Raw genomic sequence first — 26,968 nt, 5'->3', positions numbered from 1 at the left:
CATAAAGTGCGGTCAATTTTTAAAGAGTTTTAAAATATTTTAAAAACTGACTGCACTTTTGTATTGAGAATATTAGTTTATAGAATTTTAAAACAGCTTTTGATATCATATCGCAAATTTATCAATAACTTAATCTCTGCAGTATAATGAAGAACTTATCACGCTCTTTTCTTTCTAGTTTATTATTTATTTCGTCTTTGACTTTGGCAGCACCTAGCTCACCAAATGCAAATGTAGAAAAACAAATCAATGCCCAGCAACAAAAACAACAAGCGGAACAAGATGCGGCTATTTTAGCGCAGCAAACGCAATCCGCGAATGTACGCTTGGAGGGTGAAAAAGAAGCCTCACTTGGCTTTCCACAAAATGAAGCACAATGTTTTCCTATCAATCAATTGGTGCTGACCGATTATCAAGCTGAAGAAGAAAATTCATCAGCGTCTTCTCTTAAATTAATCCAACCAAGCCAATTCTCTTGGGCATTAAAGTCAGTTTATGCTGAGCGTGATTTTGCGCTGCCTGCTTGTATTGGCTCAGAGGGGATTAACGTATTACTTCGTCGTATTCAAAATCGTTTAATTGATTTTGGTTATGTCACCACGCGCGTGGTGGTGGAGCCACAGGATTTGCGTTCAGGTATGCTTGTACTCACCGTGATTCCAGGTAAAGTGGGTCGCATTCAATTACAAGACCAAAGTGCAATTCCGTTTGCCACCCGTGGTACCTTATGGTTTGCCATGCCAATGGCGCAGGGGGATATATTAAATATTCGCAATATTGAACAAGGTTTAGAAAACTTAAAACGTGTACCGAGTGCTGATGCGAATATGGAGCTTGTGCCAACAGATGCAGTCGGTGAAACAGATGTGGTGATTACTTATAAGCAAAGCTTACCTTTCCATTTAACCTTAGGCTTAGATGACTCAGGCAGTAAGTCTACTGGTCGTTTACAAGGTTCAGCCACGTTTTCTTGGGATAACGTGCTAACACTTAATGATATGTTCTATATCAGTGGCACACGTAGCTTTAAACGTGATAGCGATGATGCGGAAGGAGATTATGGCAGCAAAAACATTAGTCTCTATTATTCTATTCCTTGGAAGAACTATCTCTTAACTCTTTCCGGTTCAAAATATTCTTATCACCAAACGGTAGCGGGCGCGTTTGAGTCTTACACCTATTCAGGTGAAAGCCAACAAATGAAAGCGAATTTAAGTCGCTTATTATCTCGTGGAAGTCTTCATAAAACCTATGTGAATGCCGCTTTATGGACGAAAAAATCGCATAACTACATCAATGACACCGAAATTGAAGTGCAGCGCCGTCGTACAGCAGGTTGGGAAGTGGGACTTAATCACACTCAATACATTGGTGAAACAGTGTTACAACTGTTTGCGAACTATAAACGAGGTACGGGTGGGAATAAATCCTTACCAGCTCCGGAAGAAGAGTTTAGTGAAGGGACTTCCCGCATGCAGATTTTTACTGCAGGCGTTGATTTTACCTATCCTTTCACTATCGGCAATCAGCCTTTCCGCTTTAACACCAGTTGGAGTGGACAATGGAATGGCACACCTTTAACACAACAAGATAAATTTAGTATTGGGGGTCGTTATACCGTGCGAGGATTTGATGGCGAGCTATCACTTTCCGGTGAAAAAGGTTGGTTGTGGCGAAATGAATTAGGTTGGAATATTGCGAATAAGGGGCATGAGCTTTATTTAGGGATTGACCGAGGTAAAGTGCGTTCTAGCCAAGAAGAGCTTCAAATTGGTGATAGTTTAATGGGGGGCGCAATTGGACTTCGTGGCAAGCTATGGGGCATTAACTACGATTATTTTGTGGGTACCCCGATTAAAAAGCCAGAAGGATTTAGAACCAGTCATGTGACAACCGGATTTAATGTGAGCTACCGTTTTTAATGCTCACGCTTTTAGATGAATAAATTGATTAAAACCAAACAGAATTTAAAACTTGAAGGAAATTAGAAAATGAATAAACGTCATTATAAAGTGATTTTTAGTCGTGTATTAAATCAGCTTGTTGTGGTATCTGAGCTGGCAAAATCTCAAGGTAAAGCACAAAGTGAAAATGTGAGTCCGGAACAAGAAAAAACAGGGCTATTTTCAACCGCACTTTCGCTTAATCCTATTCATTTTAGCTTAATGTTAGCATTGGGCTTTGTCTTTTTATCACCTTCTGTTTATGCAGAAGATATGGCCATTCGTGCTGATAAATCAGCACCGGGTAATCAACAACCCACAGTTCTTCAAACCGGCAATGGTTTACCGCAAGTAAATATTCAAACACCAAGTGCTGGTGGGGTATCACGTAACCAATATTCGCAATTTGATGTAACTGAGAAAGGGGCAGTGTTAAACAATGCTCGTAAAGCAGCGCAAACGCAAATGGCGGGTTGGGTGCAAGGTAACCCGAATCTTGCTCGCGGTGAAGCGAAAGTCATTCTTAATGAGGTAAATTCAGCTAATCCAAGCCGTTTAAAAGGTTATGTAGAAGTGGCGGGTAAAAAAGCAGATGTGGTAATTGCCAACCCAAGTGGTATCCAATGTGATGGCTGTGGTGTGATTAATGCTGGGCGTACAACACTCACCACCGGCAAAGCAGAAGTTGAGAATGGTCAATTAAAAGGCTATCGCGTAAAAGGCGGTAAGGTGACTGTTGGCCAAAAAGGGATGGATAACAGTCAATCTGATTACACTGATATTATCGCTGATAAAGCGGAAATCAAAGGTGGTGTTTGGTCGAAAAAAGGCATTAAAGTAACCACTGGTAAAAATAACGTTGACCGTACCAATGATTCGGTTGTGTATGTGGGTGATAAAAACACCGATAAAACCGACCGCACTTCTGATACCCAAGGCGAAAACCAAAGCTACAGTGTTGATGTGAGTCAATTGGGTGGGATGTATGCTGAAAAAATCCATTTAGTGGATAACGGCCAAGGTCTTGGTGTACGCAATGCAGGGCATATTGGTGCATCAGCTGGAAGCGTGAAAATCAATAGCCAAGGTAAGATTGTGAATGAAGGCTTTATTGGCGGTAGCGAAAATGCCCAACTCAATGCGAAAAAGAATATTGAGAACCGTGGCACCGTTTATGCTAAAGCTCAGACACAACTTAATGCTCAAAACATTGATAACAAACAGGGTGTGATTGCAGGTAAACAAGTTCAGATTAATACGAACAACGTGGATAACCGCAAGCAATCGGATAAAGGCTCTTTAATTGTTGCAACAGAGAAAGTGACGATTAAAGCGAAACATGTAGATAACCAAGGGACGAAAGCTGGCAGCAAAACGGAACAAGGTATCCGTGGTGCTCAAGTGGCGATTACAGCTGAAAACCTTTCCAACCAACAAGGGGGCATCTACAGTGATGAGCATACCCAACTAGATGTTGCTCAAACTATTGATAACAAACAAGGTGAGATTGAAGCGGGTAAATCAATTGAGTTAAAAGCGAAGACTTTAGCCAATGAAGGTGATATCAAAACTAAAGGGGATTTAACGGTTCGTTTACAAGACAGTTTAACGTTAAATAATGCCTTCCAAGTTGGTGGTAATTTAGATTTTAAAACCGAAGGGGACTTTAAAAATAATAGCCAATTACGTGTAGGCAATAAGGCTGATGTTAAAGCAGCTAATGTGGATAACACTAAAGATGCTGAAATTAGCGGTAATGAAACACGCATTAATACAAATACTTTGACTAACCGCGGTTTAATTGATGGTGCATTGACTGTCGCAAAAGCAGTAACCATCAATAACTTAGGTACCGGTCGTATTTATGGTGACCATGTGGCTTTACAGGGGGATAGTTTAAATAACCTTGAGGAAGGGGATAAATCTGCTGTGATTGCTGCACGTGAGCGTTTGGATGTGGGTGTGGATAAAGTTTTAAACCGCAATGAAAGTACCCTTTTAAGTATGGGTAAGATTTATGTGGGTAAAGCGTTGGATGAAAACAACCAGGCTACAGGTAAGTCAGCGTATGTTCACAACTACAATGGTGTGATTGAAGCGTTAAATCTTTACGATAATGCGAAAAGCAAAGCGATTACCTTTAATACAGGGACAGTAGAGAATAAACACTTTTTCCTTGAAACAGAAAATGTGGATACCTCGTCTACGCCAGTTTTTGAGTATCGAATTGGAAATGATTCGACTATTTATGGTAAAGACTCTGGGGTTTATAAAGTAAAACAAGATGATAAGAGTAGTCGTGGTGGTTTGAACAAAAAAGTAAAAAATCTTTATCATATTTTTTCACCAGACGGCAAAATCGAAAGTAATAACTGGCATCAATATGATTATACCCGCACAGTGAATGAAACCGTGGTACTTAAACCAAAATACCAGGAAGGTAAGATTTTAAGTGGGGGTGGTATTGATTTTAATGATGCACATGTGGATAACCAAGACAGTAAGGTGATTGCTGGTGGTGTGATTCAAATTGCGGATGGGCAATTAAATCAGAAAGAGTTGAAAGGTCGTACTATTGTAACGGATGCAGGCCGTGTAACTGCGTTTTATAAAGGGCGAGCGTGTGCTAAAAAAATTAAGTACGTAGGATGTGTAGATCATTACGATACCACTAAAAGTGATACCAGTATTTATTATAAACAAAATGAAAGTGTGAAGGATTTAGGGGTATTTGCTTATAAAGAAAATGTGTCCCCTGAATTTACCAATAATGGTGTAGCGAATAAAGGTGATGTGGGGGATGTGGTATTAAATCGTCTGACACAATCGCTAGATAAATCCTCGCTTTATAATGTGAATCCTAATGCACCAAAAGGTTATGTGATTGAAACCGACCCACGTTTTGCGAATAAGCAAAAATGGTTGAGTTCGGATTATATGTTCAATGCTCTACGCTATGATCCAAATAATATGCTGAAACGTTTGGGGGATGGTTTTTATGAGTTGCGTTTAGTGAATGAACAAATTAACCAGTTAACCGGTCGTCGTTATCTGGATGGATATCAAAATGCCTTAGAGCAATATAAAGGTTTGATGAACAATGGTATACGTTATGCTAAACAATTTAATTTAGTGCCGGGTGTTGGCTTAACCAAAGAACAAATGGCAGAGCTGACCACTGATTTAGTGTGGATGGTGAACCAAGAAATTACCTTGCCAAGTGGTAAAAAACTCAATGTATTAACGCCAAAAATTTACTTAGCCACTAATCGTACTCGAGTTACCCCAACAGGCTCTGTGATTTCGGGGGATAGCATTGTAGGTACAGTGAAGGATATGACCAATGAAGGGACAGTACTTGCTGCAAACCTAGTAAATTTATACGGTCAAGATTTAGAGAACAAAGGTCTGGTTTTTGCTAATAATGTCAACCTCAATGCTAAGCAAAAATTAGTGAACATTGGTGGCAAGATTGTGGCGACGGATAGTGTGTCTTTATACGGTGGAAAATCCGTAGAGCTTGGTGCAACCACAACAGAAACACAAAGCCAATTAGGACGTACCGAAACAGGCAATAAGCTTGTCGATCGTCAAAGCGAGGTGACGGTGACAGGTAAAGGCGGTGAAATAACTATTAAAAGTGGCGGCGATATTACACTGAAAGCAGCAAATGTGAAATCGACAGGCAAGGTTGATGTGAATGCCAAAGGTAAGCTTTTGGTGACGACTGAGAAGCAAAGCAGTAAAGAACACTATGACTTTAGTGATAACCATCATTATCACTTAGATCAAGAAAATGAAGTAGGTTCAGTTATTGAGGGTAAAGACGGTGTACGTTTAATTGGACAAGAGAAGACGACACTTCGTCAAGCTAAGGTTAGTAGCGAAGATGGTAAGGTGATGGTTGACTCTAAAGGTGATGTTCTCATTGAAGAAGGGCGCAATATTGAACATCTAGATACCCGTAATAAGCAAAAATCTAAAGGTTTATTAACCAAAGAGACCGAAGAGCGTCGACATCATCATGATTATGATTTAGCTGAAGGTAGTAAATTACAAGGTAAAAATGTTGAAATACTTTCTCAAACATCAAATGTTTCTGTAAAAGGATCTGACATTCAGGCTAAAGAGAATATTCATTTGCAGGGTAATCAAGTCAGAGTGACAGCAAGCCTTGATAAGAGAGAAGTTCAAGATTCTTATTCATTTAAGAAGTCTGGATTGAATGCTTCAGGAAAAGGTGGTGTAATGCGAATTGGTTACCAACGAGACAAGTTAAACAATAATGGCTCAAGTTACAACGAAAGTGTAAATGGTAGTGAATTAGTTGCAAAAGATGGCAATTTATCTATTTATGCTCAACAGGATGTAGATATAGATGCTTCACGCTTAGCTTCTGGTAAAGATATGTCGATTACGGGTAAAAATGTTCATTTAAATGCGATGAATGAACAGCATGACAGTGAATATCACCAGGAACAAAAATCGACAGGTTTTGGAGTGGGCTTTGTGTATGATCCAGTTACACGAGCAAGAGAAAATTATCGTCAGAAAGAAGCCCAAGGTGCTACAAATAGTATTGTGGGTAAGGCTATGGGGGCATCTGATGCAGTTTCTGATTCCATAGAATCTATGGTGCGCGGTGTACAACCTTATGCTAATCACAATCGTAGTGAATCACACAAATACAATCAAAAAACAGTAGCGCAAACAACTTCACTTGAAGTTGGCGGTAATGTAAGTATCCATGCTAGAGAGGGCGATATTCGCACTCAAGGTGGTAGCATAAGTGCAGAAGGCGATGCACAATTTATCGCAAAAAATAATGTCGATTTTGGTGTGGCAGTACATGAGCAATCGCAACATGCTTCATCTAGACAACGAGGCGTTGGGGTAGATGGTTTAGCGAAATATGTGGCAGGGGTACATACACAGCGAGAAAATGGGGATACCAGCCTTCGCCAAGAGGTTGGTACCGAGATTTCTATTGGTGGTAAGAGCACTACAATTGCCAAGAACGGTGATATTACTCTAAAAGGAACGGCATTTGTCTCTAATGACAAAAATATCCTGAAAGCTAATAATGGCGATGTGAAATTACTGACAGCAGAAACAACGGATAGAAGTACTCAGATGCGCAAAGGGCATAGTGTAGGGGAGGCGGCTATCTCAGATACTGAGCGTTTCTTTGGTTATAATCGTACTAGAATGAATCAGGACGGAGAGCAGGTAACACATCAAGGTAGTCAACTTGCAAGTCTCAATAGCACGGTTGATGTGTATGCGGGTAAAGATTACCTGCAAACAGCAAGTGAAGTTTTAGCCAAAGAGAAGGTCGATATTAATGCACAAAATATCACTATCAATAATGCAATTAATCACCAAGAGAATAGCTATAGTGAGAGTGATTTAAAAATAGGCCAATTTAGTCGTGTAAAATCGCCAATCATCGATTTAATTAATACGATTGAAGGGGCGGTAAAAAATGACAAAGCATCTGACCGCTTGAAAGCAGCGAATGTAATGAGTGTAGCTGCACAGGGTTATAACTTATATAACTCCATCAGTAAGATGGCGACAAAAGACCCGAAATCTAACACCTATTTACTTCGTGTTGAATCGGGTAGCGGTGTGGCACATAGTCGTCAAAGCCAAGAGAGTTTGAGTGATATCAGCCAAGGTAGCCGAATTAATGCCAAAGAAATTAATCTTATTGCACGAGGTGATGGCAGTTTAAATGAAAAAGGTGAACGCCAATTAGGGAATATCAATTTAACGCATACCGATCTCACGTCCCGAGATGAAGAAGGCAAGAGAATTAAAGATAGCAAAATTACCTTAACTGGCAATGAGTTAAATATCAAAGCTGGTGAAAGCCATACTCAATTTAAAGGGCGTAATCAAAGTGTAGGTGTTGAAGTTGGGATGGCTGCAACAGTAGGTGCTCAAACCGGTGTAGGTGTTTATGCACGAGTAGGCGGAAGCGCTGGCAAGGAAGATGGTGAAAGTAAAACTTACCAAGCGAGCCATTTAGATGCACAAACCGTGACTTTAAACAGCCAAGGGGATACCAACCTGCTGGGGAGTCAAGTCAAAGGTAATACCGTTAACGCCAATGTGGGTGGCAAGCTTAACATTGAAAGTTTACAAGACGAAGAACGCTTTAAAACCAAATCAAGCGGAGGCGGTTTAGAAGGGGAATTTGGTTTTGGCAACAACTGGAGTGTGAGTGGTTATGGCAATGCTTCCAAAGGTACAACTCACCGTAAACAAGTGAATGAACAAGCCGGAATTTTTGCTGAAGACGGGGGGTATCATATCAATGCGGATAGCGTTCACTTAAAAGGGGGCGCGATTGCCAGCACAAACCCAACAAATAGCAAATTAGCCACAAACAAGCTGACCTTTGAAGATATTCAAAATGAATCAAGCAGCAGTGCAGCGAGCGCAAGTATTAGTGGAAGCTTAAAAGAGTCAAAAGAAAAATGGGTGGATAACGAAACGGGCAGCGCGGTTAAACCAAACAGTGAAAATAGTACCAAACTAGACAGTCAACGTAGTGGCGGTATAAGCCCGGGCTTGCCAATGTTTGAGCGAGACAGTGACAGTTCGGTTACCAGAGCGACATTGACGGAAGGGACGATTATCTTGAATAAAGATACTCATCCAACCGTCACCACAGCAAAAGAGTTAGGCATCAATACAGACCTTGCCCAAGCTAACAATCAAGTTGCACAGACGAAAGATGTAAAAGCGCAACTCCAAGGGCAACAACAGATTGCAACAGCTATTGGTAATGTGAAATCGGCTGTGGATACTTACACCTCTAATAAACAAGAAGAAGCTGAGCAAGAGGTGAGACGTTTAAAATCTCGCTTAGAAAAAGCTAAACAACAAGGTAATCAAGAGACAGTTAATCAGCTTAAAAAAGACCTTATGCAAGCTGAAGTCCAAGCCGAAAATTGGGGAACGGGTGGCAGCACCAAGCGTGCGGTTGATGCTATTACTCACGCAGGTTTAATTGCGCTAAGTGGAGGCTCAAGCCAAAGTATCGCGACAGCAGCGGCCTCGCCTTATGTGAACCAATTAATCAAGAAAGCGACAGAGGATTATCCGGCATTAAATATCCCAACGCATATTTTATGGGGTGCGGTAGAAGCGGAGCTAATGGGCGGAAAAGCATCAACCGGTGCAATTTCGACTGCAGCAGGTGAATTAGGTGCGAAATACTTAACAGAGCATCTTTATAACAAAGAAGCTAAAGATCTCACTGAAACAGAACGTAACCAAGTGAAAGAAATGGCGAAAGCGCTTGCTGGTGTGGCAGGTGGTTTAGCTGCGGCTGGTCAAGGTGCAAGTGCGGTTAAAATATTGAGTGAATCATCGATAGGAACAATGGTGGCACATAATGCAGTGGAGAATAATTATTTATCAGTCAGTGAATCTAAAAGAAAGGCTGATTTAGAAGCGAAGAAAGCTAAAGGAACAATCACCTCTGATGAAGAGCAGGAGCTGACACTACTTGATAAAACAGATATCGATAGGGATGTTGCACTAGTTAGTGCTTGTCGTTCAAACCCTCTTTCTTCAGAATGTAATGTAGAAAGAAAAAAACTGGAATCAATAAAAGTTGGTTATACCGCTTCTGAAAATCGTTCCTCTTGGTATGGGTATCCTGTATATGAACGGTATTCTGATATTTATCCTGAGCAGTCAGAGAAAATTAATAAGTTTTCTTACGACTATGATGTTTTGAGAATAACTAAAGAAAACGCAAATAAAGCATTCTCTGAGAGATTTGGTTTATCTAAGGAAACCGTAGATAGAATTGATATTGGTGTAAATTTACTTAGTAATCTGCTTGCTGGATATTCAGCTGGAAAAATAAATCCAAAGGATTTACATACAGCTCAAAAAGGAGTGACTTTTGCGAAAGGAGAAAAAACAGCAGTAGCGGTTGTGAAAGGAAGTGCATCCAGTACAGCGTCCGATATTGCATCAAACACTTTGGAAACGGTCAAAAATTCTAGAGTAAAAGCGTTAACTTGTTCTTTCCGTGGCGACATGGAAGTGAAAACAGAGCAAGGTTATAAGCCGATAGAGTCTATTAAAATTGGTGATAAGGTTTATGCGAAAAACGAACTGACAGGACAAATGACCTATCAGCGTGTACAAGCGCACTACAACAACCCGTATGACTTTACAGTATATGTAGAAGTGATTGATGAACAAGGCAAACATCAAACTATTGTTTCAAACAAAATTCATCCATTCTTTACCCAGGTAAATCAAGGTGAGCTGGTACCGAGTTCTGAGGGGCATCACTACAACGGAGAAATCCAAAATGCCCAATGGGTAGATGCACAAAATCTGAAAGCCGGCTATAAATTGTTGTCAGAAAATAATCACTGGCAAACGGTGAAAGGTGTCACTATCAAGGCTGAGAAGTTAAGTGCATATAACCTGACAGTTGAGACTGACCACACTTACTTTATTAAAGGAGTAAATTCTGATGTTGGTGGGGTGTGGGTGCATAATGATTGTTGGCATGCTTTACCTGACGGAGCTAAACGAGTAAAAGATATTGATGGATATCATGCTTATAAGTTTAAAAATCAGGATGGAAAAGAAATTACTGTGATCAAAAAAGACTTAAATCGTTTTGAAACAGTGAATCATAACGCAGGAACAGACCCTCATTTTAATAGACTATCTCAACGAATTGATGAGCAAACAGGACGTTATTTATCGACAGATAAACCTGTAGATCAATTTTATAATCGCTCCTATCTTCGTTCTGATACCATGAAGAAAATCTTTGAACAATACGAGGCTCTACCTAATGGTGATTACCGAGATAAGATTACTCGTGCGATAATCAAAGGACCAATCGATATAGGACATGCTTATGGTTGGGAGCATAGACGATTATCTCTTGCAGCTAAAGAGTTAAATTGGAGTCAAAAACAATTTAATGATTATGTAAATGCAAGACCTAATAAATTTAGGTTAGAAAATATGTCTGAAAATCGAAGTCATAGAAATGAGATGCCTGGTAAAGATGATATTGAACGAATTGTTCGTGATATGAAAAACTTTGAAAGAGGAAAATAAATGAATTATAAGTTAGAGATGGGCATAAAAATTTTAGATGCAATGGATTCTGGTGATTTAACTTTATTGGAAGAGCTTTTTCAAAATAAGGAAAGGAATATCATGGAAGTAACTCCTGTAGAGCATTGGAATTGGTTGCATAAAGCCTTATTAGGATTTGAGTCAAATAAACCATCCTCTGATGTTATTAATTATCTAATTAATAAGGGTATAGATATTAATGCTCAGGATATATATGGGATGACTCCTTTGCATTATGCATTACGAAGTAAAAATGCTGAGGCGGCGATAGCGTTGCTCAAAGCTGGAGCAAATCCTAATTTACCGAACCAAGATGGTTTAATCCCTTTATCTATGATTGGATATATCCCAGGGAGATTGGATATTTTAGAGCTTATGCTTCAAAAAGGGGCAAATGTTCATTACTTAGTAAATGAGGATGAAACCATTCTTGAAAGTTATAAACCTACAGCTAATGAGCCTCAATTAAAACCAATTTATGAATTAATGAAAAAGTATTCGTAGAATTTAATGTTTGAAAGTGCGGTCAATTTTCAAAGAATTTTAAAACTTCTCAAAAATTGACTGCACTTTTGTATTTTAAACGATGCTTATCTTTAAGCAAATCTTATAGTTTCACATCCAACTTCTCGTAAGCACGTTCTACTTTTTCCACGGAAATATCACGAGCGAGTAATGGGCGGAAGCAGTGGCAAGGAAGATGGCGAAAGTAAAACTTACCAAGCGAGCCACTTAGACGCACAAACCGTGACTTTAAACAGCCAAGGGGATACCAACTTGCTGGGGAGTCAAATCAAAGGTAATACCGTTAACGCCAATGTGGGTGGTAAGCTTAACATTGAAAGTTTACAAGACGAAGAACGCTTTAAAACCAAATCAAGCGGAGGCGGTTTAGAAGGGGAATTTGGTTTTGGTAATAACTGGAGCTTGAGTGGTTATGGTAACGCTTCCAAAGGTACAACTCACCGTAAACAAGTGAATGAACAAGCCGGAATTTTTGCGGAAGACGGGGGGTATCATATCAATGCGGATAGCGTTCACTTAAAAGGAGGCGCGATTGCCAGCACTAACCCAACAAATAGCAAATTAGCCACAAACAAGCTGACCTTTGAAGATATTCAAAATGAATCAAGCAGCAGTGCAGCGAGCGCAAGTATTAGTGGAAGCTTAAAAGAGTCAAAAGAAAAATGGGTGGATAACGAAACGGGCAGCGCGGTTAAACCGAATACAGAAAATAGTACCAAACTAGACAGTCAACGTAGTGGGGGGATAAGTCCGGGCTTGCCGATGTTTGAGCGAGATGCAGATTTAAATAGAATTGGAGATTAGTATATGGACTATTCATTTTTACAAAAAAAGTAAATGATTTTATAGTATCTTTAGAAAATGGAAAGTTTGACTGCCAAGAATATTTAGACATAGAACGTAATTTGTTAACTATTTCTTCTTATTGTGAAAAAGATTCCAATTTGGAAAAAAATAGTAGAGATGTTTTATGACTTTGTATCATCAATAAATTCGAGTTATTATTTCCATATTAATGAGAATGATGTATTTGAGGTTGAAGATATAGACATTGATCTATTTAAATCATATTGCGATAGGGCAAGCTTGCTTATGGGAATATTACTTGGGAAATTCTCATACTCAAGTCAATCTTACTATTTTAGCTGATCTTTAATCTAAGATATGTCTCAAAAGGTACACTTACACAACTTAGTAGTTAATTGTAATTGAACATAAGATATAGATATAAAGTGCGATCAATTTTCAAAGAGTTTTAAAACATCTCAAAAACTGACCGCACTTTGATCTGCACCCTAAAATCTGGACACCTAATTTGAGGTGCAGATTATGTCCTACTCTTATTCAATTTCGTTTGAAAATTATCAAACTCGTCATCGAACAGGATTATGGTATCCGTGAGGTGGCTAAACTTCATCAAATTTCCCATGCTCTCGTCATTTATTGGCTAAAAGCATTTCGGGAAAGAGGGCTTGATGGCGTAAAATCGCCTTATATGAACCTTCAAACACCGAAAATAGTGAAGCCAAAGATGAAAAAGAAAGACATTGAAATTCCAGAAACTACAGACTTTTCACCTAAAGCGTTTAAAAAGTTACAACGAGAGCTCGCCTTGGCTCGAGCGGAGATCGCTTATCTAAAGGAGTTGGAGGCGCTCGACCGTCAAAAACAACGACAGAAAAAAGAAAAATCATTGAAAGATTGAAGCCAGACCACACGTTAAATGATTTACTTCATGTGGCTAAAGGAAAATGGTATAAACTAGAGACGCAATGGAAAAATCTTTTAAATGAAGGGAAGCGGGTTGAAGTCAATATAAAACCTATTTATTCGGGTAGTAGTAAGAGACCAGATTCATTTGAAGTATCTTATTCAGTTGATGGTAAGCAATTTGAAAGAATCATGAAAAATACCCCAATAGGAGATTAATATGTTGTTTGAAGAATGTAATGAATTACATGCGAGTATTGCTAAAACAATATGGAAAATTATGCCGCTTGATGCATCGAAGTATATATTTGAATGTGAGTTACAACCTGATGATCAAAATTATAGAATGTACTGGATTGATCAGAATGGAGAGGAAAAAAACTATCCTTTAGGAGGATTTCCTGAAGAAAAAAGAGAAATTCTTAATTTTTATTCTAATCTAAAAGAAACTATGGCTAAATTTGGTAGCGATTGGACTCAAAGCAGATTTACTTTAGATAAAAATGGAAAATTTGATGTGAAATTTGCCTATGTTCCAGATGAAGATAGCTGGCCAATGCTCTATCTTCGAGGAGTTAGTGATCTTGAAGAAAATGAGATAAAGGAATATGGGATTCCTAGAGAGATTTGGGAAGAGCGAGTAAAAGCAAAGAAGGAACAACAAAATAGTTAAACTTTATACTAAAAGTGCAGTCAATTTTTAAAGAGTTTTTAAACCTCTTAAAAAATTGACCGCACTTTGTTACTTGGCTAAATAATCTTTTAATTCAGAAAGGGCTGCCTGCCCATCTTTCACTCCTAAATCATACATCGCCTGTACTTTGGCCAAGTCTTTTTCCAAACGGCTGATATCTAAACTTTCAGAAGGGCGAATCACAAAGATCTTTCCTGCTTTTTCCATTTCAATCACTTTTTCAACCGCTTGATTATATTCAGCATAGCGATTTGCCCAGCGTTCAATCAATTTTGGATAGTTGCGGTAGAACAATTTAAATAGCCAGTTATTACTTGGCTTTTTACGATAATTGAGCGGACGGGTCAAAATCACAATAATTTTGTCATAACCGAGCGCCATTGCCTTATCTAGGGGAATACTATCGGAAATTCCGCCGTCTAAATATTTTTTGCCTGCAATTTCCACCACACGAGAAACCATGGGCATGGCAGACGTTGCGCGTAATGCTTCCATTTGGGCAAACGCATCGGTAATTTTTACATATTCTGGCTCACCGGTTTCAATGTTCGTCAGGGTTACCCAAAAGTCAATCTGTGAAGCAGCAAAGGTTGCTTGATCAAACGGGTCGAGCGTAAATGGCAGTTCATAAAAGGCAAATGCTTTATTGACCACATTGCCGGTGGTAAATAGACTATGCCAGCCCATATAACGCTTATCATGCAAATATTTTAAGTTGTAGCGTAATACACGTCCACGCTGTTTAGCTGGATAGTTAATCCCAAATAACGCGCCGGCGGAAACGGTGACTGCGCCATCAACGGTAATTTGCTCATCTAACAGCACATCGAGTACACCTGCGGTGAACATGCCTCGCATTGCGCCGCCTTCCAAAACTAAACCGATTTTCATGTTGCCTCCTAGGTTTGGAGAAGATTATAAGTGGAATCTTTCGATTTTAGAAATAAACTGTTTCCAAATGCGTTATTGTTTATCTTTTTGAAATTTATATAATTTAAAAAACATTTCATTTTAATAAGGAATTCTTTATGACCAAGAAAATTGCAGTATTAGTAGGTAGCGGTAGCCAAACTTCGATCAGCCAAATTGTGGCACATCATTTAGCAAAAGTGGCGCCAGCAGGGCTAACCTTTAATTTTGTTCAGATTGCAGATTTACCGCTTTATGATCGTGATTCAGATAACCAAGAGATTGCCTCTTATCAACGTTTCCGTGCAGAAATTGCTGCAAGCGATGCGGTGTTATTGATTACGCCAGAACACAATGCAAGCTTTTCAGCTATGATTAAAAATGCGATTGATATTGGCTCACGTCCGATGGGGCAAAGTTTATGGATTGGTAAACCAGCTGGTATCGTCTCTATTGGAGCAGGCTCAGCCGGTGGTGTGCGTGCAGCAGATCAGCTTCGTACTGTGTGTTCAGGTTCATTTGTGAATATGCCAACCGCGCCTTTTGCCGCAAATGTAGGGGGCGTTTTTAATGGTGTTGTTGGGGAAAATGGCGAAATTGTTTCAGAACCAGTCAAAAACATGTTAGCAGGCTTTATTGAAAGCTATGCGGCATTTGTGAATCGTTTCTAATCTCACATTTACAATAAAGGCACAGAATCGTGATTCTGTGCCTTTTGCTTATTTATCAGCTGAGATTAAGCTGCCTGCATTGCTTGCCAGACTTTGAGTGCATCAGCCGTTGCTTCCACATCATGCACACGCAAAATTTTAGCGCCATTTTGAGCGGCTAATAATGCACCTGCCACAGAGCCAACTAAGCGTTTTTCAACAGGTTGATTCGTGACTGCCCCGATCATTGATTTACGCGAAAGCCCAGCAAGAACTGGAAAGCCTGAAGCCACAAAAGCATTTAAATGTTTTAATAACGCGAAATTGTGTTCCACTGTTTTACCAAAGCCAAAACCGGGATCCAAAATAATATGCGATTGTTCAATCCCTGCTTGTAAGCAAGCAAAAATGCGTTGATTGAGGAAATCTGCTACATCATCTAACAAATGATCATAATGCGGCGCTTGCTGCATCGTTTGCGGAGTGCCTTGCATATGCATTAAGCAGACAGGTAATGCCAATTCTGCGGCAGTTTCTAGCGCCTGAGGTTCAGTCAGTGCACGAATATCATTGAGCATATCAACCCCTGCGCGCGCGGCTTCTCGAAACACTGCAGGTTTAGAACTATCTACAGAAATCAAACAATCAAAGCGTTGGCGTACCGCTTCAATCAACGGAATAACGCGATCAAGCTCTTCTACCTCGCTCACAATTGGCGCATTAGGGCGGGTAGATTCGCCCCCAATGTCAATAATATAAGCGCCATCGTTGAGCATTTTTTCTACTTGCACTAATGCTTTATCCAGCGAGAAAAATTTTCCTGAATCGGAGAAAGAATCGGGCGTAAAATTTAAAATACCCATAATTTGCACTTGGCGCAAATCGATCAAACGTGGTTGTTGTTGCTGATTTTTAAAATGAATTTCCATAATGCCTCACAAGCGGTCTAATTTTGACGAAGTTTTGCTAATACACCTTTTAAGGTTTTATCAAGCGGTGCAGTAATAACCATCTCTTCGCCTGTTTTAGGGTGCGTAAAGCGAATGGAATAAGCATGTAAGAATAAGCGGTTAAGCCCAAGCATTTGCATTTTGGCATCAAATTCCGCTTCGCCATATTTGTCATCACAAGCAATTGGATGCCCCGCATATTGCGTATGCACACGAATTTGGTGCGTTCGCCCCGTGATGGGAGATGCCTTCACCAAAGTGGCTTCTTGGCCGTAGCGTTCTTCAATTTGGAAGCGTGTTTCAGAGGGTTTGCCCGCTTCGCTGACTTTCACAATGCGTTCGCCACTGGCTAATTCATTTTTGAGTAACGGTGCTTTAATCGCTTTAACATGCGATTGCCATTGCCCGCGTACTAAAGCTAAATAATCTTTCTGTACCGTTTTTTCACGTAATTGTTCGTGTAAATGGCGCAGCGATGAACGTTTTTTGGCAACCAGCAAAATGCCCGAAGTATCACGGTCGATACGGTGCACTAGCTCTAAAAAACGTGCTTGTGGACGGAGCGCACGCAAGGCTTCAATCACACCAAAATTCAGACCACTGCCACCGTGTACGGCAATGCCAGACGGTTTGTTAATCACTAATAGCACTTCATCTTCATACAAAATTTGCTGTTCTAATTCAGCAACTTTGTTGAGTTTGGTTGAAATTGGCGCTTCATTTTTTTCGGCTACGCGCACAGGTGGAACGCGCACCACATCTTGCGCTTGTAATTTGTATTCAGGCTTAACGCGCCCTTTGTTCACGCGCACTTCGCCTTTACGCACAATGCGGTAAATCAGGCTTTTCGGTACACCTTTAAGTTTAGCTAAAAGAAAGTTATCTAATCGCTGTCCAGCCTCATCTTCTGAAATATCCAGGAACTGAACACTTGCACTAATTATTTTTTCAGTTGTCATTACATTGCTATTGGGTAAAAATATTGCCCGAATTTTAACATAAAGCCCTAATTAAAGGGGAATTAGATCAGGAGAATCTATGAGCAAAGCGGAAACTGCAGAAAAAGCGGTCGAAAATATTAACGTAGTGGCTGAAACAGGCAAAATTATTGATAATGTTAGCAAAATGAGCTGGGAAGGCGTCTTACATGAATGGGTCATTCCTTACGGTACCAAATTCTTGCTAGCGATTGCGATTTTTATCATCGGTAAATTTTTAGCACGAGCAATCAGCAAATTGCTTGGCAAAGCGGCATTAGCTTCCACCAAAGATGAGATGATTCAAAGCTTCGTATCATCGATCAGTTACTTTTTACTGTTATTGATGGTCGTGATTGCCAGCCTTTCACAATTAGGGATTAACACTAGCTCCCTTGTAGCATTGATTGGTGCGGCTGGTTTAGCAGTCGGGCTTTCATTACAGAACTCTCTGCAAAACTTTGCGGCTGGCGTGATGTTGTTGATTTTCAAACCATTTAGAAAAGGCGATCAAATTGAAACAGGCGGTATGATAGGAACAGTTGAGCAAATGGGGATTTTAGTGTTGGAATTGCGGACAGCCGATAATAAAACTGTGCTGATTCCTAACAGCACCGTGTTCTCTGGCAACATTGTGAATTATTCAATCAACCCTACTCGTCGCTTGAATTTCTTATTTGATATTAGTTATGACAGTGATTTGCGCCAAGCAAAACAAATTATTGAGCAAATTTTAGCTAGCGATAGCGCGATACTTAAAACGCCAGCAATTAACGTTGTGGTTTCTGAATTAGCAGCAAGCAGCGTGAAATTGAGCGCGCAAGCGTGGGTAAATACTCAAGATTATAGTCCAACGTTGGGCCGGATTTTAGAGCAGGTGAAATTAGCTTTTGATGAAGCAGGCATCTCGATTCCGTTTAATCAATTAGATGTGAATTTAGTGAGCAATTCAGCGAAAGTTTAGTGAATTTGCAAAAGATTGATTAAAAATCACCGCTTGTAAAGGGCTTGGCAGTTGTGCTAAGCCCTTTTTGTTGGCAAGCGATTAGGCGGAATATGCTATACTTGTTCCAATGATTTTAATTTGAAAAGAGGAAAGTGAAATGAGTCATTCGGTAATTACAGTGATTGGGCAAGATCGTGTTGGGATTGTTTATGATGTTGCAAAGATCTTAGCAGAAAATAACATTAACATTCTAAACATCAGCCAGCAGTTGATGGAAAATTATTTCACCATGATTATTTTGGTCGATACCGCAAAATGTCCGAAATCATTCCCAGAATTAGCTGCATTTTTTAGTGAAGAGAGCAAACGCCTTGCGCTAGATATTCGTTTACAAAATGAAGCGATTTTCAAAGCGATGCACCGTATTTAGGGGGAAGGATGAGTATTCAATCTAATGAAATCCTAGAAACCATTCGCATGGTGGCGGATCAAAACTTTGACGTGCGCACCATCACTATTGGTATTGATTTACACGACTGTATTAGCAGTGACATTAACGAACTTAACGAAAATATTTATCGCAAAATTACCCATATTGGGCGTGATTTAGTCGAAACCGCTAAAACGCTTTCTGCAAAATATGGTGTGCCTATTGTGAACCAACGTATTTCAGTGACACCGATTGCGCAAATTGCAGCGGCAACGAAAGCGGATTCTTATGTTTCCATCGCGCAAACATTAGATCGCGCAGCCAAAGCGATTGGCGTTTCTTTCATTGGGGGATTTTCCGCGCTTGTTCAAAAAGGGATGTCGCCAGCAGATGAAGTATTAATTCGCTCCATTCCAGAAGCGATGAAAACCACCGATATCGTGTGTAGCTCAATCAACATTGGTTCAACCCGTGCGGGCATCAATATGGATGCAGTGAAATTAGCAGGCGAAACCATCAAGAAAACGGCTGAAATGACCCCAGAAGGTTTTGGCTGTGCGAAATTGGTTGTGTTCTGTAATGCTGTGGAAGATAACCCATTTATGGCTGGCGCATTCCATGGTTCAGGCGAAGCCGATGCTGTGATTAACGTTGGGGTTTCAGGCCCGGGTGTGGTTAAAGAAGCATTAGAAAATTCTAAAGCGACTACGCTTACAGAAGTGGCGGAAGTTGTGAAAAAAACGGCTTTTAAAATTACCCGTGTCGGCGAGTTAATTGGGCAAGAAGCCTCAAAAATGTTGAACATTCCATTCGGTATTTTAGATTTATCCCTCGCACCAACCCCAGCGGTAGGCGATTCTGTGGCTCGTATTTTAGAAGCTATGGGCTTAACCGTCTGTGGCACGCATGGCACAACAGCGGCATTAGCATTGTTAAATGATGCGGTGAAAAAAGGTGGCATGATGGCATCTAGTGCAGTGGGGGGATTAAGTGGTGCCTTTATTCCTGTGTCAGAAGATGAGGGGATGATCGCAGCAGCTGAAAGTGGCATTTTAACATTAGATAAATTAGAAGCGATGACAGCGGTTTGTTCAGTCGGGCTAGATATGATTGCCGTACCGGGCGATACTCCAGCGCATACCATTTCAGGCATTATTGCTGATGAAGCGGCTATCGGTATGATTAACAGTAAAACTACCGCAGTGCGTATTATTCCCGTCACCGGTAAAACGGTTGGCGAAAGCGTGGAATTCGGTGGCTTACTTGGTTATGCCCCGATTATGCCGGTTAAAGCAGGCTCTTGTGAAGTCTTCGTCAACCGTGGCGGACGCATTCCTGCGCCAGTACAATCAATGAAAAACTAATTTCATTCTAAAAAGCGCCTTTAACAAAAGGGTGCAAGGGAAGATTGAAATGCGGAGTTTAAAGGTTCTCCAGCTTCTTTCTTCCCGTTTTTCTTTCTCACAAGCGGTCAATTTTTAAAGTATTTTTACCATGAGCGAACAACTTTTAGATGGCGTGCCATTAACTGCGTTATCCGGCGTCGGTGCGGCTATTGCAGAAAAACTCGGGCGAATTGGCATTCATAACGTGCAAGATTTGCTCTTTCATTTGCCAATGCGCTATGAAGATCGCACGCGTATCACACCAATTGCGGATGTGCACGCAGAGAGTTTTGCCACCATCGAAGGTTTTGTTCAATTAGCGGAAGTGCAGTTTGGGCGACGCCCGATTTTATCGGTCACGCTGTCAGATGGCACAAGCAAAATCATGCTGAAATTTTTTAATTTTAACGCGGGAATGAAAAATAGCTTTGTGGTTGGCGCACGCGTGAAAGCGTTTGGTGAGGTTAAACGCGGGCGTTTTATGGCGGAGATTCATCATCCTGAATATCAAGTTTTACGCAATAATCAGCCACTTACCTTAGCAGAAACGCTAACCCCAATTTATTCTACAACCGAAGGGCTCAAGCAAGCCTCTTTGCGTAAAATGACCGAACAAGCGCTGGCTGTGCTTAATAATGTGAAAGTTGCAGAATTATTGCCAGATCAATATAACCCGCATCAATATAGCCTCAAAGAGGCTTTGCAGTTACTCCATCGACCGCCACCTAGTATTTCTGCGGAAGTATTGGAAAAAGGCGAGCATCCTGCACAAAAACGCCTTATTTTTGAAGAACTGTTGGCGCATAACTTGGCTATGCAACAACTTCGCGTGGGTGCAAAACAGCAACAAGCGCAAGCGTTACATTATCAAACGGATTTAAAAGCTCGTTTTCTTGCCTCGTTACCTTTTGCTCCAACAGGCGCGCAACAACGGGTAGTGGCAGATATTGAGCGTGATCTTGCACAAGCTTCTCCAATGATGCGATTAGTGCAAGGCGATGTAGGTTCGGGAAAAACGTTAGTCGCAGCCCTTGCTGCATTATTAGCGATTGATAACGGCAAGCAAGTGGCATTGATGGCGCCAACAGAAATTCTTGCTGAACAACATGCGAATAATTTTGCGAACTGGCTTCGTCCGTTTGGAATTGAGGTGGGTTGGTTGGCTGGAAAGGTTAAAGGCAAAGCCCGTACGGCTCAGTTAGAAGCGATTAAAAACGGCGAAGTGCAGATGATTATCGGCACTCATGCGCTTTTCCAAGAAAGCGTCGTATTTCACGATTTGGCACTCGTTATTATTGATGAACAGCACCGCTTTGGTGTACATCAACGTTTAACATTGCGTGAAAAGGGGGCCAAAGCAGACATTTATCCGCATCAACTGATTATGACGGCGACACCGATTCCGCGCACGTTAGCGATGACGGTTTATGCCGATTTAGATACTTCCATCATAGATGAACTGCCACCCGGGCGTACACCGATTACCACAGTAGTCGTTTCTGAAGATAGACGGGGAGAAGTGGTACAGCGCGTTTATCAAGCGTGCAAAAATGAACAGCGCCAAGCTTATTGGGTCTGTACTTTGATTGATGAATCAGAAGTCCTCGAAGCGCAAGCGGCAGCAGCGATTGCCGAAGATTTGCAACGTGCGCTGCCTGATTTACGGATTGGTTTGGTGCACGGGCGAATGAAACCGCAGGAAAAACAAGCCATTATGGCGGAGTTTAAAGCGGCTAACTTAGATTTGTTGGTGGCAACTACCGTGATTGAAGTGGGCGTAGATGTGCCGAATGCAAGCTTGATGATTATTGAAAATTCAGAACGCCTTGGATTGGCACAGCTTCACCAATTACGTGGGCGTGTTGGGCGAGGAGCAACGGCTTCCCATTGCGTGTTGATGTATAAACCGCCGTTGGGCAAAATTTCTAGTAAACGCTTGCAAGTCATGCGTGATAGCCAAGATGGTTTTTATATCGCAGAAAAAGATTTAGAAATTCGTGGCACAGGCGAGATTCTTGGCACGAAACAAACAGGCATGGCGGAATTTAAAGTAGCTGATCTCATGCGGGATCGCAAAATGATTCCGCTGGTGCAACGTTACGCTAAGCAAATTATTGTGGAAAATCCACCGCTTGCAGAAGCACTGATTAAACGCTGGCTTGGCGATCGGGCAGAATATACCAATGCTTAATGTTGATTTCCCCGCTTCAACTTTTTGGATGAGGGGAATTTTTTTCTCTTTTGCTTTAGTGAAGGCCAACTAAATTTGCGATCTGGCTCGAAAAAGCATAAAAATTTGCTACGCAAGCGGTCTGATTTTTTCTAGGATTTGCAAAATTTTTGTGAAGGAGAAAAGCATGTCGCTGGCGATTGTATACAGCCGAGCTTCAATGGGTGTGGAAGCGCCATTGGTGACGATTGAAGTGCATATTAGTAATGGGCAGCCCAAATTAACGATTGTAGGGTTGCCTGAAGCTACGGTGAAAGAGGCTGGCGATCGGGTGCGAAGTGCATTGATGAATGCCAATTTTTTCTACCCACCACAACGCATTACCATCAACCTTGCGCCTGCCGATTTACCCAAAGAAGGTGGACGATTTGATTTGCCGATTGCTATCGGCATTCTTGCCGCCAGCGGGCAGATTGACTCTGATTTACTCAAACAGTTTGAATTTCTCGGCGAGCTTGCACTAACAGGTGGCTTGCGTGGGGTGCATGGTGCTATTCCGGCTGTTATTTCTGCTGAAAAAGCAAAACGGAGCATGATTTTAGCGCGCCCCAATGCGAATGAAGCGTCGTTAGTTTCAAATGCCAAAACCTATTTTGCCTCCTCATTACTACAAGTGGTGAATTTTCTTAATCGGCGTGATGGCTTACCGATTGCGCAAGAAATTTTGCAAAATGCTGAAGAAAAGTCACCGCTTGTAAGCCGTGATTTAACAGATATTATCGGCCAGCAACATGCTAAACGGGCGCTAATGATTGCTGCTAGTGGGCAACATAATCTGTTGTTTCTCGGCCCACCCGGCACAGGCAAAACCATGCTGGCTAGCCGATTGGCTGATTTATTACCAGAAATGTCTGATAGCGAAGCGATTGAAACAGCATCAGTCAGTAGTTTGGTGCAAAATGAACTGAATTTTCAAAATTGGAAAGCACGCCCATTTCGTGCGCCGCACCATAGTGCATCTATGGTCGCGCTAGTAGGCGGCGGTTCTATTCCTAAACCTGGTGAAATTTCTTTAGCGCATAACGGCGTTTTGTTTTTGGATGAATTGCCAGAATTTGAACGTAAGGTGCTAGATGCGCTTCGCCAGCCATTAGAATCGGGTGAAATCATTATTTCTCGCGCTAATGCTAAGGTGCAATTCCCTGCACGTTTTCAGTTGATTGCTGCAATGAATCCAAGCCCAACAGGACATTATCAAGGCACGCATAATCGCGCCTCACCTCAGCAAGTGATGCGCTATTTAAATCGCCTGTCAGGGCCGTTTCTTGATCGCTTTGATTTATCGATTGAAGTGCCGTTGTTACCGCAAGGCGCGCTTCAAGCAGGAAATGAGCATCGAGGAGAAACCACAGCACAAGTGCGTGCGCGTGTATTAAAAGCCAGAGAAATTCAGTTTGCTCGCGCAGGGAAAATCAACGGTCAGCTTTCCACACGAGAGATTGAACGAGATTGCCAGTTATCTGAACAAGATGCCCGATTTTTAGAAAGTGCTTTGGCAAAATTAGGGTTATCGGTTCGTGCTTATCACCGTATTCTCAAAGTCTCTCGAACAATTGCGGATTTGGCGGAAGAAAAGGATATTCAACAGGTTCATTTAGCAGAAGCTTTGGGTTATCGCGCGATGGATAGATTACTACAACGGTTGCAAGGCGGGCAGTAAGGGAAAAAGAATGGAGTCTGTTACTGCAAAATGTTAGGAAAATCTGACCGCTTGTACAGATAAAAAAACGGCCATGGATTCAATCCTTTGATAGCGGAGGATTTCATCTTATGACCGTGATTTCATGTTATCGATCGATTTTTTCTCGCATTAACTCAATGATGGCAGTGATTGCCGGTGTTGGTGCGGGAAGTTGGTGCATCACCCAGCGAAATAGCTCAGGATCAGGATAGGTTAGCATTTCTGCAAAGGCTTGCTGTTGAGCCTCAGTTAAGCTATCAAAATGATTTTGGTAAAATGGCATAATCATTTTATCTAGCTCACGCATCCCACGGCGACATGCCCATTCTAATTTAAAGCGGTTAATTTCAGCCATTAGTTTACCTCGTTAATTCGTAATTCTTTTGGTACTTCAAAGAACATATTCTCTTCTAGGCCTTCTAGGTTAGCGACTTCGGTAACCCCTAATGTTTTCAGGTGAGAAATTACCGACTGCACCAATACTTCAGGGGCAGATGCACCAGCCGTAATTCCGATAGTTTCTACATTTTCTAACCATTGCGGTTCGATATCCTGTGGACCATCAATCAGTTTAGCTAGCACGCCCATTCGAGATGCGAGTTCTGCTAAACGATTAGAGTTTGAAGAGTTTTTCGAACCAATAACTAACACTAATTGCGATTGTTTGGCGAGCTCTCTAACCGCTTGTTGGCGGTTGGTTGTAGCATAGCAAATATCATTCTTACGAGGGCCTTGAATGGCAGGATATTTTTCTTTCAGTGCATCAATTACACCACTCGTGTCATCAATCGAAAGCGTAGTTTGGGTCATGAAAGTTAAATCATCGTCATTAGAAACAGGCAAATGTGCAATATCTTCGACTGATTCAACTAAATAAATGCCGCCGTTTTCGTTATCGTATTGTCCCATTGTGCCAAGGACTTCTGGGTGACCTTCATGCCCAATGAGAATAGCTTTAGTTCCACGTTTGCTTGCACGCGCAACTTGCATATGTACTTTGGTTACAAGTGGACAAGTGGCATCAAAGACTTTTAGACCGCGACGTTTTGCTTCTTGGCGAACGGCTTGAGAAACACCATGAGCGGAGAAAATCACAATCGCATCGTCTGGCACTTCATCCAACTCTTCAACAAAAATAGCCCCTTTGGCTTTTAAACCGTCCACGACAAAGCGGTTATGAACGACTTCATGGCGAACATAAATGGGTGCGCCATGAATTTCTAATGCAAGTTCCACAATCGAGATTGCGCGATCAACGCCAGCACAAAAACCGCGAGGGTTAGCTAATAAAATTTTCATTTAATCACTCTTTGTTTTTTCTTTTTTACCGTCTAAGAATGCGGCAAGAATCAATAAACCAGCGCCCACTGAAATTGCAATGTCGGCTACGTTAAAAGTGGCGAAGTGGTAGCCGTCCCAGTTCCAATAAAAATCAATAAAATCAACTACATAGCCATTGTAAGCACGGTCAATCGCATTGCCTAATGCGCCACCGATAATCATCGCATATGCAGAATTTTCTAATTTTTTACCCGCTTGCGAGCGTGCTAACATCACAACGAGTGCTAAAGAAATCACAATCGCTAACCCTAAGAAGAAATAAGTTTGCCAGCCATCATGATTCGCTAAGAAGCTAAATGCCGCGCCGTAATTACGAGCGTAAGTGAGGTTAAAAATGGGTAAAACATTCACAGTGTCATACAAATTAAAATTTTGCACGATGACATATTTCGACCATAAATCGCCCACAATCACAATAAGGCTCAGCCAGAGCCAAATTAAACCAGATTTCTTTTGCATTAGAGTGCGTCCTCATTTTCTTCGCCGGTGCGAATGCGGATCGCCCGTTCTACATCATAAATAAAAATTTTACCATCGCCGATTTTACCTGTTTGTGCAGTATCAATAATGGCTTCAAGGCAATCGTCCACTTGATCGTCTGCCACAACCACCTCAACTTTAATTTTCGGTAGGAAATCAATGGCATATTCTGCACCGCGATAGAGTTCAGTATGACCTTTTTGACGGCCAAAGCCTTTTACTTCAGTCACTGTCATGCCTGTAATGCCAGCATCAGTGAGTGCCTCACGGACATCGTCTAATTTAAACGGTTTAATGATCGCTTCAATTTTTTTCATTTTGTTTCTCTTCTTGCAGATTTTGGTCGGAAGCTCTCGCACACTTCGGCATGGGTTTCGATATAAATATCGCTTAATAATTGTAAACAGTACGGTACTGCAGAGAAAATCCCTTTAACAAGCGTTTTTCCTTCACTATCTTTAACCCCTTCTAGCGTTTCTTTAATTGCTTTTGGTTGGCCGGGTAGGTTTAGAATGAGTGAATCGTGACGAATGACGCCCACTTGGCGGGAAAGAATCGCAGTTGGCACGAATTGCAAGCTCACTTGGCGCATTTGTTCGCCAAAGCCTGGCATTTCACGGTGTGCTACAGCAAGCGTTGCATCGGGAGTGACATCTCTTTTGGCAGGCCCAGTTCCCCCTGTGGTCAGCACCAAATGGCAGTGATGATTATCCACTAAATCGATTAAAGTTTGCTCGATGAGTGGTTGCTCGTCTGGAATTAAACGCACTTCAACATCAAATGCTTCGGTTAGCGCTTTTTCTAGCCAGCTTTGCAGCGCTGGAATCCCTTCATCTTGATAAACACCTTGTGAAGCACGATCGGAAACGGAAACAAGACCGACTTTGAGTTTTTCTTTATTTAGCATTTTAACTTCTCATTTAATAAAGAGGCCGTAAATAATTGCTAACAAATCTCCTCTACTCCTCTTTACTAAAGAGGA

General features: G+C 41.2%; 20 protein-coding genes and 1 pseudogene. 13 read left to right on the top strand and 8 right to left on the bottom strand.

Going from position 1 to position 26,968, the window contains the following annotated elements:
* Positions 1–146 precede the first annotated feature (146 nt).
* The 7 genes and pseudogenes from HSP_RS0104000 (at position 147) to HSP_RS11500 (ending at position 13,986) form a co-directional block, all read left to right on the top strand.
* A complete protein-coding gene (locus tag HSP_RS0104000; RefSeq protein ID WP_010128957.1) occupies positions 147–1,922 on the top strand; it encodes a ShlB/FhaC/HecB family hemolysin secretion/activation protein in 1,776 nt (591 codons plus the stop codon).
* 69 nt (positions 1,923–1,991) lie between these two features.
* A complete protein-coding gene (locus HSP_RS0103995) occupies positions 1,992–11,057 on the top strand; it encodes a two-partner secretion domain-containing protein (RefSeq protein WP_010128956.1) in 9,066 nt (3,021 codons plus the stop codon).
* Entirely contained in the window at positions 11,058–11,582 is a 525-nt protein-coding gene (locus tag HSP_RS0103990) for an ankyrin repeat domain-containing protein (protein WP_010128955.1), read from the top strand.
* A gap of 171 nt (positions 11,583–11,753) precedes the next feature.
* Positions 11,754–12,407: a hemagglutinin repeat-containing protein gene (locus HSP_RS0103985; protein ID WP_010128954.1), complete on the top strand. Its 654-nt coding sequence runs from the start codon at positions 11,754–11,756 to the stop codon at positions 12,405–12,407.
* Positions 12,408–12,932: 525 nt separating this feature from the next.
* Positions 12,933–13,308: pseudogene (locus tag HSP_RS0103980) on the top strand (transposase).
* A gap of 32 nt (positions 13,309–13,340) precedes the next feature.
* Positions 13,341–13,532 carry a DNA/RNA non-specific endonuclease gene (locus HSP_RS0103975; protein ID WP_039791812.1) on the top strand — a complete coding sequence of 64 codons (192 nt, stop codon included), beginning with the start codon at positions 13,341–13,343 and terminating at the stop codon, positions 13,530–13,532.
* 1 nt (position 13,533) lies between these two features.
* Positions 13,534–13,986, top strand: coding sequence for an immunity protein YezG family protein (locus HSP_RS11500; protein WP_010128951.1), 453 nt, complete (start codon positions 13,534–13,536; stop codon positions 13,984–13,986).
* A 69-nt stretch (positions 13,987–14,055) separates the two neighbouring features.
* Here the strand turns inward: HSP_RS11500 and HSP_RS0103965 are convergent, their stop codons facing one another.
* Positions 14,056–14,898 (bottom strand): patatin-like phospholipase family protein, encoded by an 843-nt coding sequence (locus tag HSP_RS0103965; protein WP_010128950.1) that lies wholly within the window; start codon positions 14,896–14,898, stop codon positions 14,056–14,058.
* Between the two features lie 137 nt (positions 14,899–15,035).
* Between HSP_RS0103965 and HSP_RS0103960 the strand changes: the two genes are divergently transcribed.
* Positions 15,036–15,587 (top strand): NADPH-dependent FMN reductase, encoded by a 552-nt coding sequence (locus tag HSP_RS0103960; RefSeq protein ID WP_010128948.1) that lies wholly within the window; start codon positions 15,036–15,038, stop codon positions 15,585–15,587.
* A 65-nt stretch (positions 15,588–15,652) separates the two neighbouring features.
* On the opposite strand, the gene folP is transcribed toward HSP_RS0103960, so the two are convergent.
* Together folP and rluC are read right to left on the bottom strand one after the other, a co-directional pair.
* Complete coding sequence (gene folP / locus HSP_RS0103955) at positions 15,653–16,495, bottom strand: dihydropteroate synthase (protein ID WP_010128947.1); 843 nt, start codon at positions 16,493–16,495, stop codon at positions 15,653–15,655.
* Positions 16,496–16,512: 17 nt separating this feature from the next.
* Positions 16,513–17,475 (bottom strand): 23S rRNA pseudouridine(955/2504/2580) synthase RluC, encoded by a 963-nt coding sequence (rluC, locus tag HSP_RS0103950; protein WP_010128946.1) that lies wholly within the window; start codon positions 17,473–17,475, stop codon positions 16,513–16,515.
* Between the two features lie 79 nt (positions 17,476–17,554).
* Between rluC and HSP_RS0103945 the strand changes: the two genes are divergently transcribed.
* The 5 genes from HSP_RS0103945 (at position 17,555) to HSP_RS0103925 (ending at position 24,144) form a co-directional block, all read left to right on the top strand.
* The gene (locus HSP_RS0103945; RefSeq protein WP_010128945.1) at positions 17,555–18,457 is read left to right on the top strand and encodes a mechanosensitive ion channel family protein; all 903 of its coding nucleotides are present in this window, start codon (positions 17,555–17,557) and stop codon (positions 18,455–18,457) included.
* Between the two features lie 139 nt (positions 18,458–18,596).
* On the top strand, positions 18,597–18,869 hold the full coding sequence (locus HSP_RS0103940) for an ACT domain-containing protein (protein ID WP_007526438.1): 273 nt from the start codon (positions 18,597–18,599) through the stop codon (positions 18,867–18,869).
* A gap of 8 nt (positions 18,870–18,877) precedes the next feature.
* On the top strand, positions 18,878–20,233 hold the full coding sequence (locus HSP_RS0103935; protein WP_007526439.1) for a PFL family protein: 1,356 nt from the start codon (positions 18,878–18,880) through the stop codon (positions 20,231–20,233).
* 130 nt (positions 20,234–20,363) lie between these two features.
* The gene (recG, locus tag HSP_RS0103930) at positions 20,364–22,445 is read left to right on the top strand and encodes an ATP-dependent DNA helicase RecG (RefSeq protein ID WP_007526461.1); all 2,082 of its coding nucleotides are present in this window, start codon (positions 20,364–20,366) and stop codon (positions 22,443–22,445) included.
* 166 nt (positions 22,446–22,611) lie between these two features.
* Positions 22,612–24,144 carry a YifB family Mg chelatase-like AAA ATPase gene (locus HSP_RS0103925; RefSeq protein WP_007526469.1) on the top strand — a complete coding sequence of 511 codons (1,533 nt, stop codon included), beginning with the start codon at positions 22,612–22,614 and terminating at the stop codon, positions 24,142–24,144.
* Positions 24,145–24,271: 127 nt separating this feature from the next.
* On the opposite strand, the gene HSP_RS0103920 is transcribed toward HSP_RS0103925, so the two are convergent.
* Genes HSP_RS0103920 through mog form a run of 5 tightly spaced genes read right to left on the bottom strand, consistent with a single transcriptional unit; the run spans position 24,272 to position 26,893 of the window.
* Positions 24,272–24,520, bottom strand: a complete 249-nt coding sequence (locus HSP_RS0103920) for an FAD assembly factor SdhE (RefSeq protein WP_007526465.1) — start codon at positions 24,518–24,520, stop codon at positions 24,272–24,274.
* Positions 24,520–25,464 carry a 4-hydroxy-3-methylbut-2-enyl diphosphate reductase gene (ispH, locus tag HSP_RS0103915; protein WP_007526472.1) on the bottom strand — a complete coding sequence of 315 codons (945 nt, stop codon included), beginning with the start codon at positions 25,462–25,464 and terminating at the stop codon, positions 24,520–24,522. The genes HSP_RS0103920 and ispH overlap by 1 nt, the downstream gene beginning before the upstream one ends.
* On the bottom strand, positions 25,465–25,965 hold the full coding sequence (gene lspA / locus HSP_RS0103910; RefSeq protein ID WP_007526481.1) for a signal peptidase II: 501 nt from the start codon (positions 25,963–25,965) through the stop codon (positions 25,465–25,467).
* Positions 25,965–26,303 (bottom strand): nitrogen regulatory protein P-II, encoded by a 339-nt coding sequence (gene glnB / locus HSP_RS0103905; protein WP_010128944.1) that lies wholly within the window; start codon positions 26,301–26,303, stop codon positions 25,965–25,967. The genes lspA and glnB overlap by 1 nt, the downstream gene beginning before the upstream one ends.
* Positions 26,300–26,893 carry a molybdopterin adenylyltransferase gene (gene mog, locus HSP_RS0103900; RefSeq protein ID WP_010128943.1) on the bottom strand — a complete coding sequence of 198 codons (594 nt, stop codon included), beginning with the start codon at positions 26,891–26,893 and terminating at the stop codon, positions 26,300–26,302. The genes glnB and mog overlap by 4 nt, the downstream gene beginning before the upstream one ends.
* Positions 26,894–26,968 lie beyond the last annotated feature (75 nt).

Source organism: Haemophilus sputorum CCUG 13788 (assembly GCF_000238795.1).
GTDB lineage: Bacteria > Pseudomonadota > Gammaproteobacteria > Enterobacterales > Pasteurellaceae > Haemophilus_A > Haemophilus_A sputorum.
Note: the sequence above shows the minus strand (reverse complement) of the source record. Positions and strands in the feature narration are given on the sequence as shown.

Excerpts from the sequence above, each read along its gene's own strand:
- HSP_RS0104000 (WP_010128957.1), top strand. The coding sequence starts at position 147 with ATGAAGAACTTATCACGCTCTTTTCTTTCTAGTTTATTATTTATTTCG.
- HSP_RS0103995 (WP_010128956.1), top strand. The coding sequence starts at position 1,992 with ATGAATAAACGTCATTATAAAGTGATTTTTAGTCGTGTATTAAATCAG.
- HSP_RS0103990 (WP_010128955.1), top strand. The coding sequence starts at position 11,058 with ATGAATTATAAGTTAGAGATGGGCATAAAAATTTTAGATGCAATGGAT.
- recG (WP_007526461.1), top strand. The coding sequence starts at position 20,364 with ATGAGCGAACAACTTTTAGATGGCGTGCCATTAACTGCGTTATCCGGC.
- HSP_RS0103935 (WP_007526439.1), top strand. The coding sequence starts at position 18,878 with ATGAGTATTCAATCTAATGAAATCCTAGAAACCATTCGCATGGTGGCG.
- rluC (WP_010128946.1), bottom strand. The coding sequence starts at position 17,475 with ATGACAACTGAAAAAATAATTAGTGCAAGTGTTCAGTTCCTGGATATT.
- folP (WP_010128947.1), bottom strand. The coding sequence starts at position 16,495 with ATGGAAATTCATTTTAAAAATCAGCAACAACAACCACGTTTGATCGAT.
- ispH (WP_007526472.1), bottom strand. The coding sequence starts at position 25,464 with ATGAAAATTTTATTAGCTAACCCTCGCGGTTTTTGTGCTGGCGTTGAT.
- HSP_RS0103925 (WP_007526469.1), top strand. The coding sequence starts at position 22,612 with ATGTCGCTGGCGATTGTATACAGCCGAGCTTCAATGGGTGTGGAAGCG.
- HSP_RS0103920 (WP_007526465.1), bottom strand. The coding sequence starts at position 24,520 with ATGGCTGAAATTAACCGCTTTAAATTAGAATGGGCATGTCGCCGTGGG.
- glnB (WP_010128944.1), bottom strand. The coding sequence starts at position 26,303 with ATGAAAAAAATTGAAGCGATCATTAAACCGTTTAAATTAGACGATGTC.
- HSP_RS0103965 (WP_010128950.1), bottom strand. The coding sequence starts at position 14,898 with ATGAAAATCGGTTTAGTTTTGGAAGGCGGCGCAATGCGAGGCATGTTC.
- HSP_RS0103985 (WP_010128954.1), top strand. The coding sequence starts at position 11,754 with ATGGGCGGAAGCAGTGGCAAGGAAGATGGCGAAAGTAAAACTTACCAA.
- HSP_RS0103940 (WP_007526438.1), top strand. The coding sequence starts at position 18,597 with ATGAGTCATTCGGTAATTACAGTGATTGGGCAAGATCGTGTTGGGATT.
- HSP_RS11500 (WP_010128951.1), top strand. The coding sequence starts at position 13,534 with ATGTTGTTTGAAGAATGTAATGAATTACATGCGAGTATTGCTAAAACA.
- mog (WP_010128943.1), bottom strand. The coding sequence starts at position 26,893 with ATGCTAAATAAAGAAAAACTCAAAGTCGGTCTTGTTTCCGTTTCCGAT.
- HSP_RS0103960 (WP_010128948.1), top strand. The coding sequence starts at position 15,036 with ATGACCAAGAAAATTGCAGTATTAGTAGGTAGCGGTAGCCAAACTTCG.
- lspA (WP_007526481.1), bottom strand. The coding sequence starts at position 25,965 with ATGCAAAAGAAATCTGGTTTAATTTGGCTCTGGCTGAGCCTTATTGTG.
- HSP_RS0103945 (WP_010128945.1), top strand. The coding sequence starts at position 17,555 with ATGAGCAAAGCGGAAACTGCAGAAAAAGCGGTCGAAAATATTAACGTA.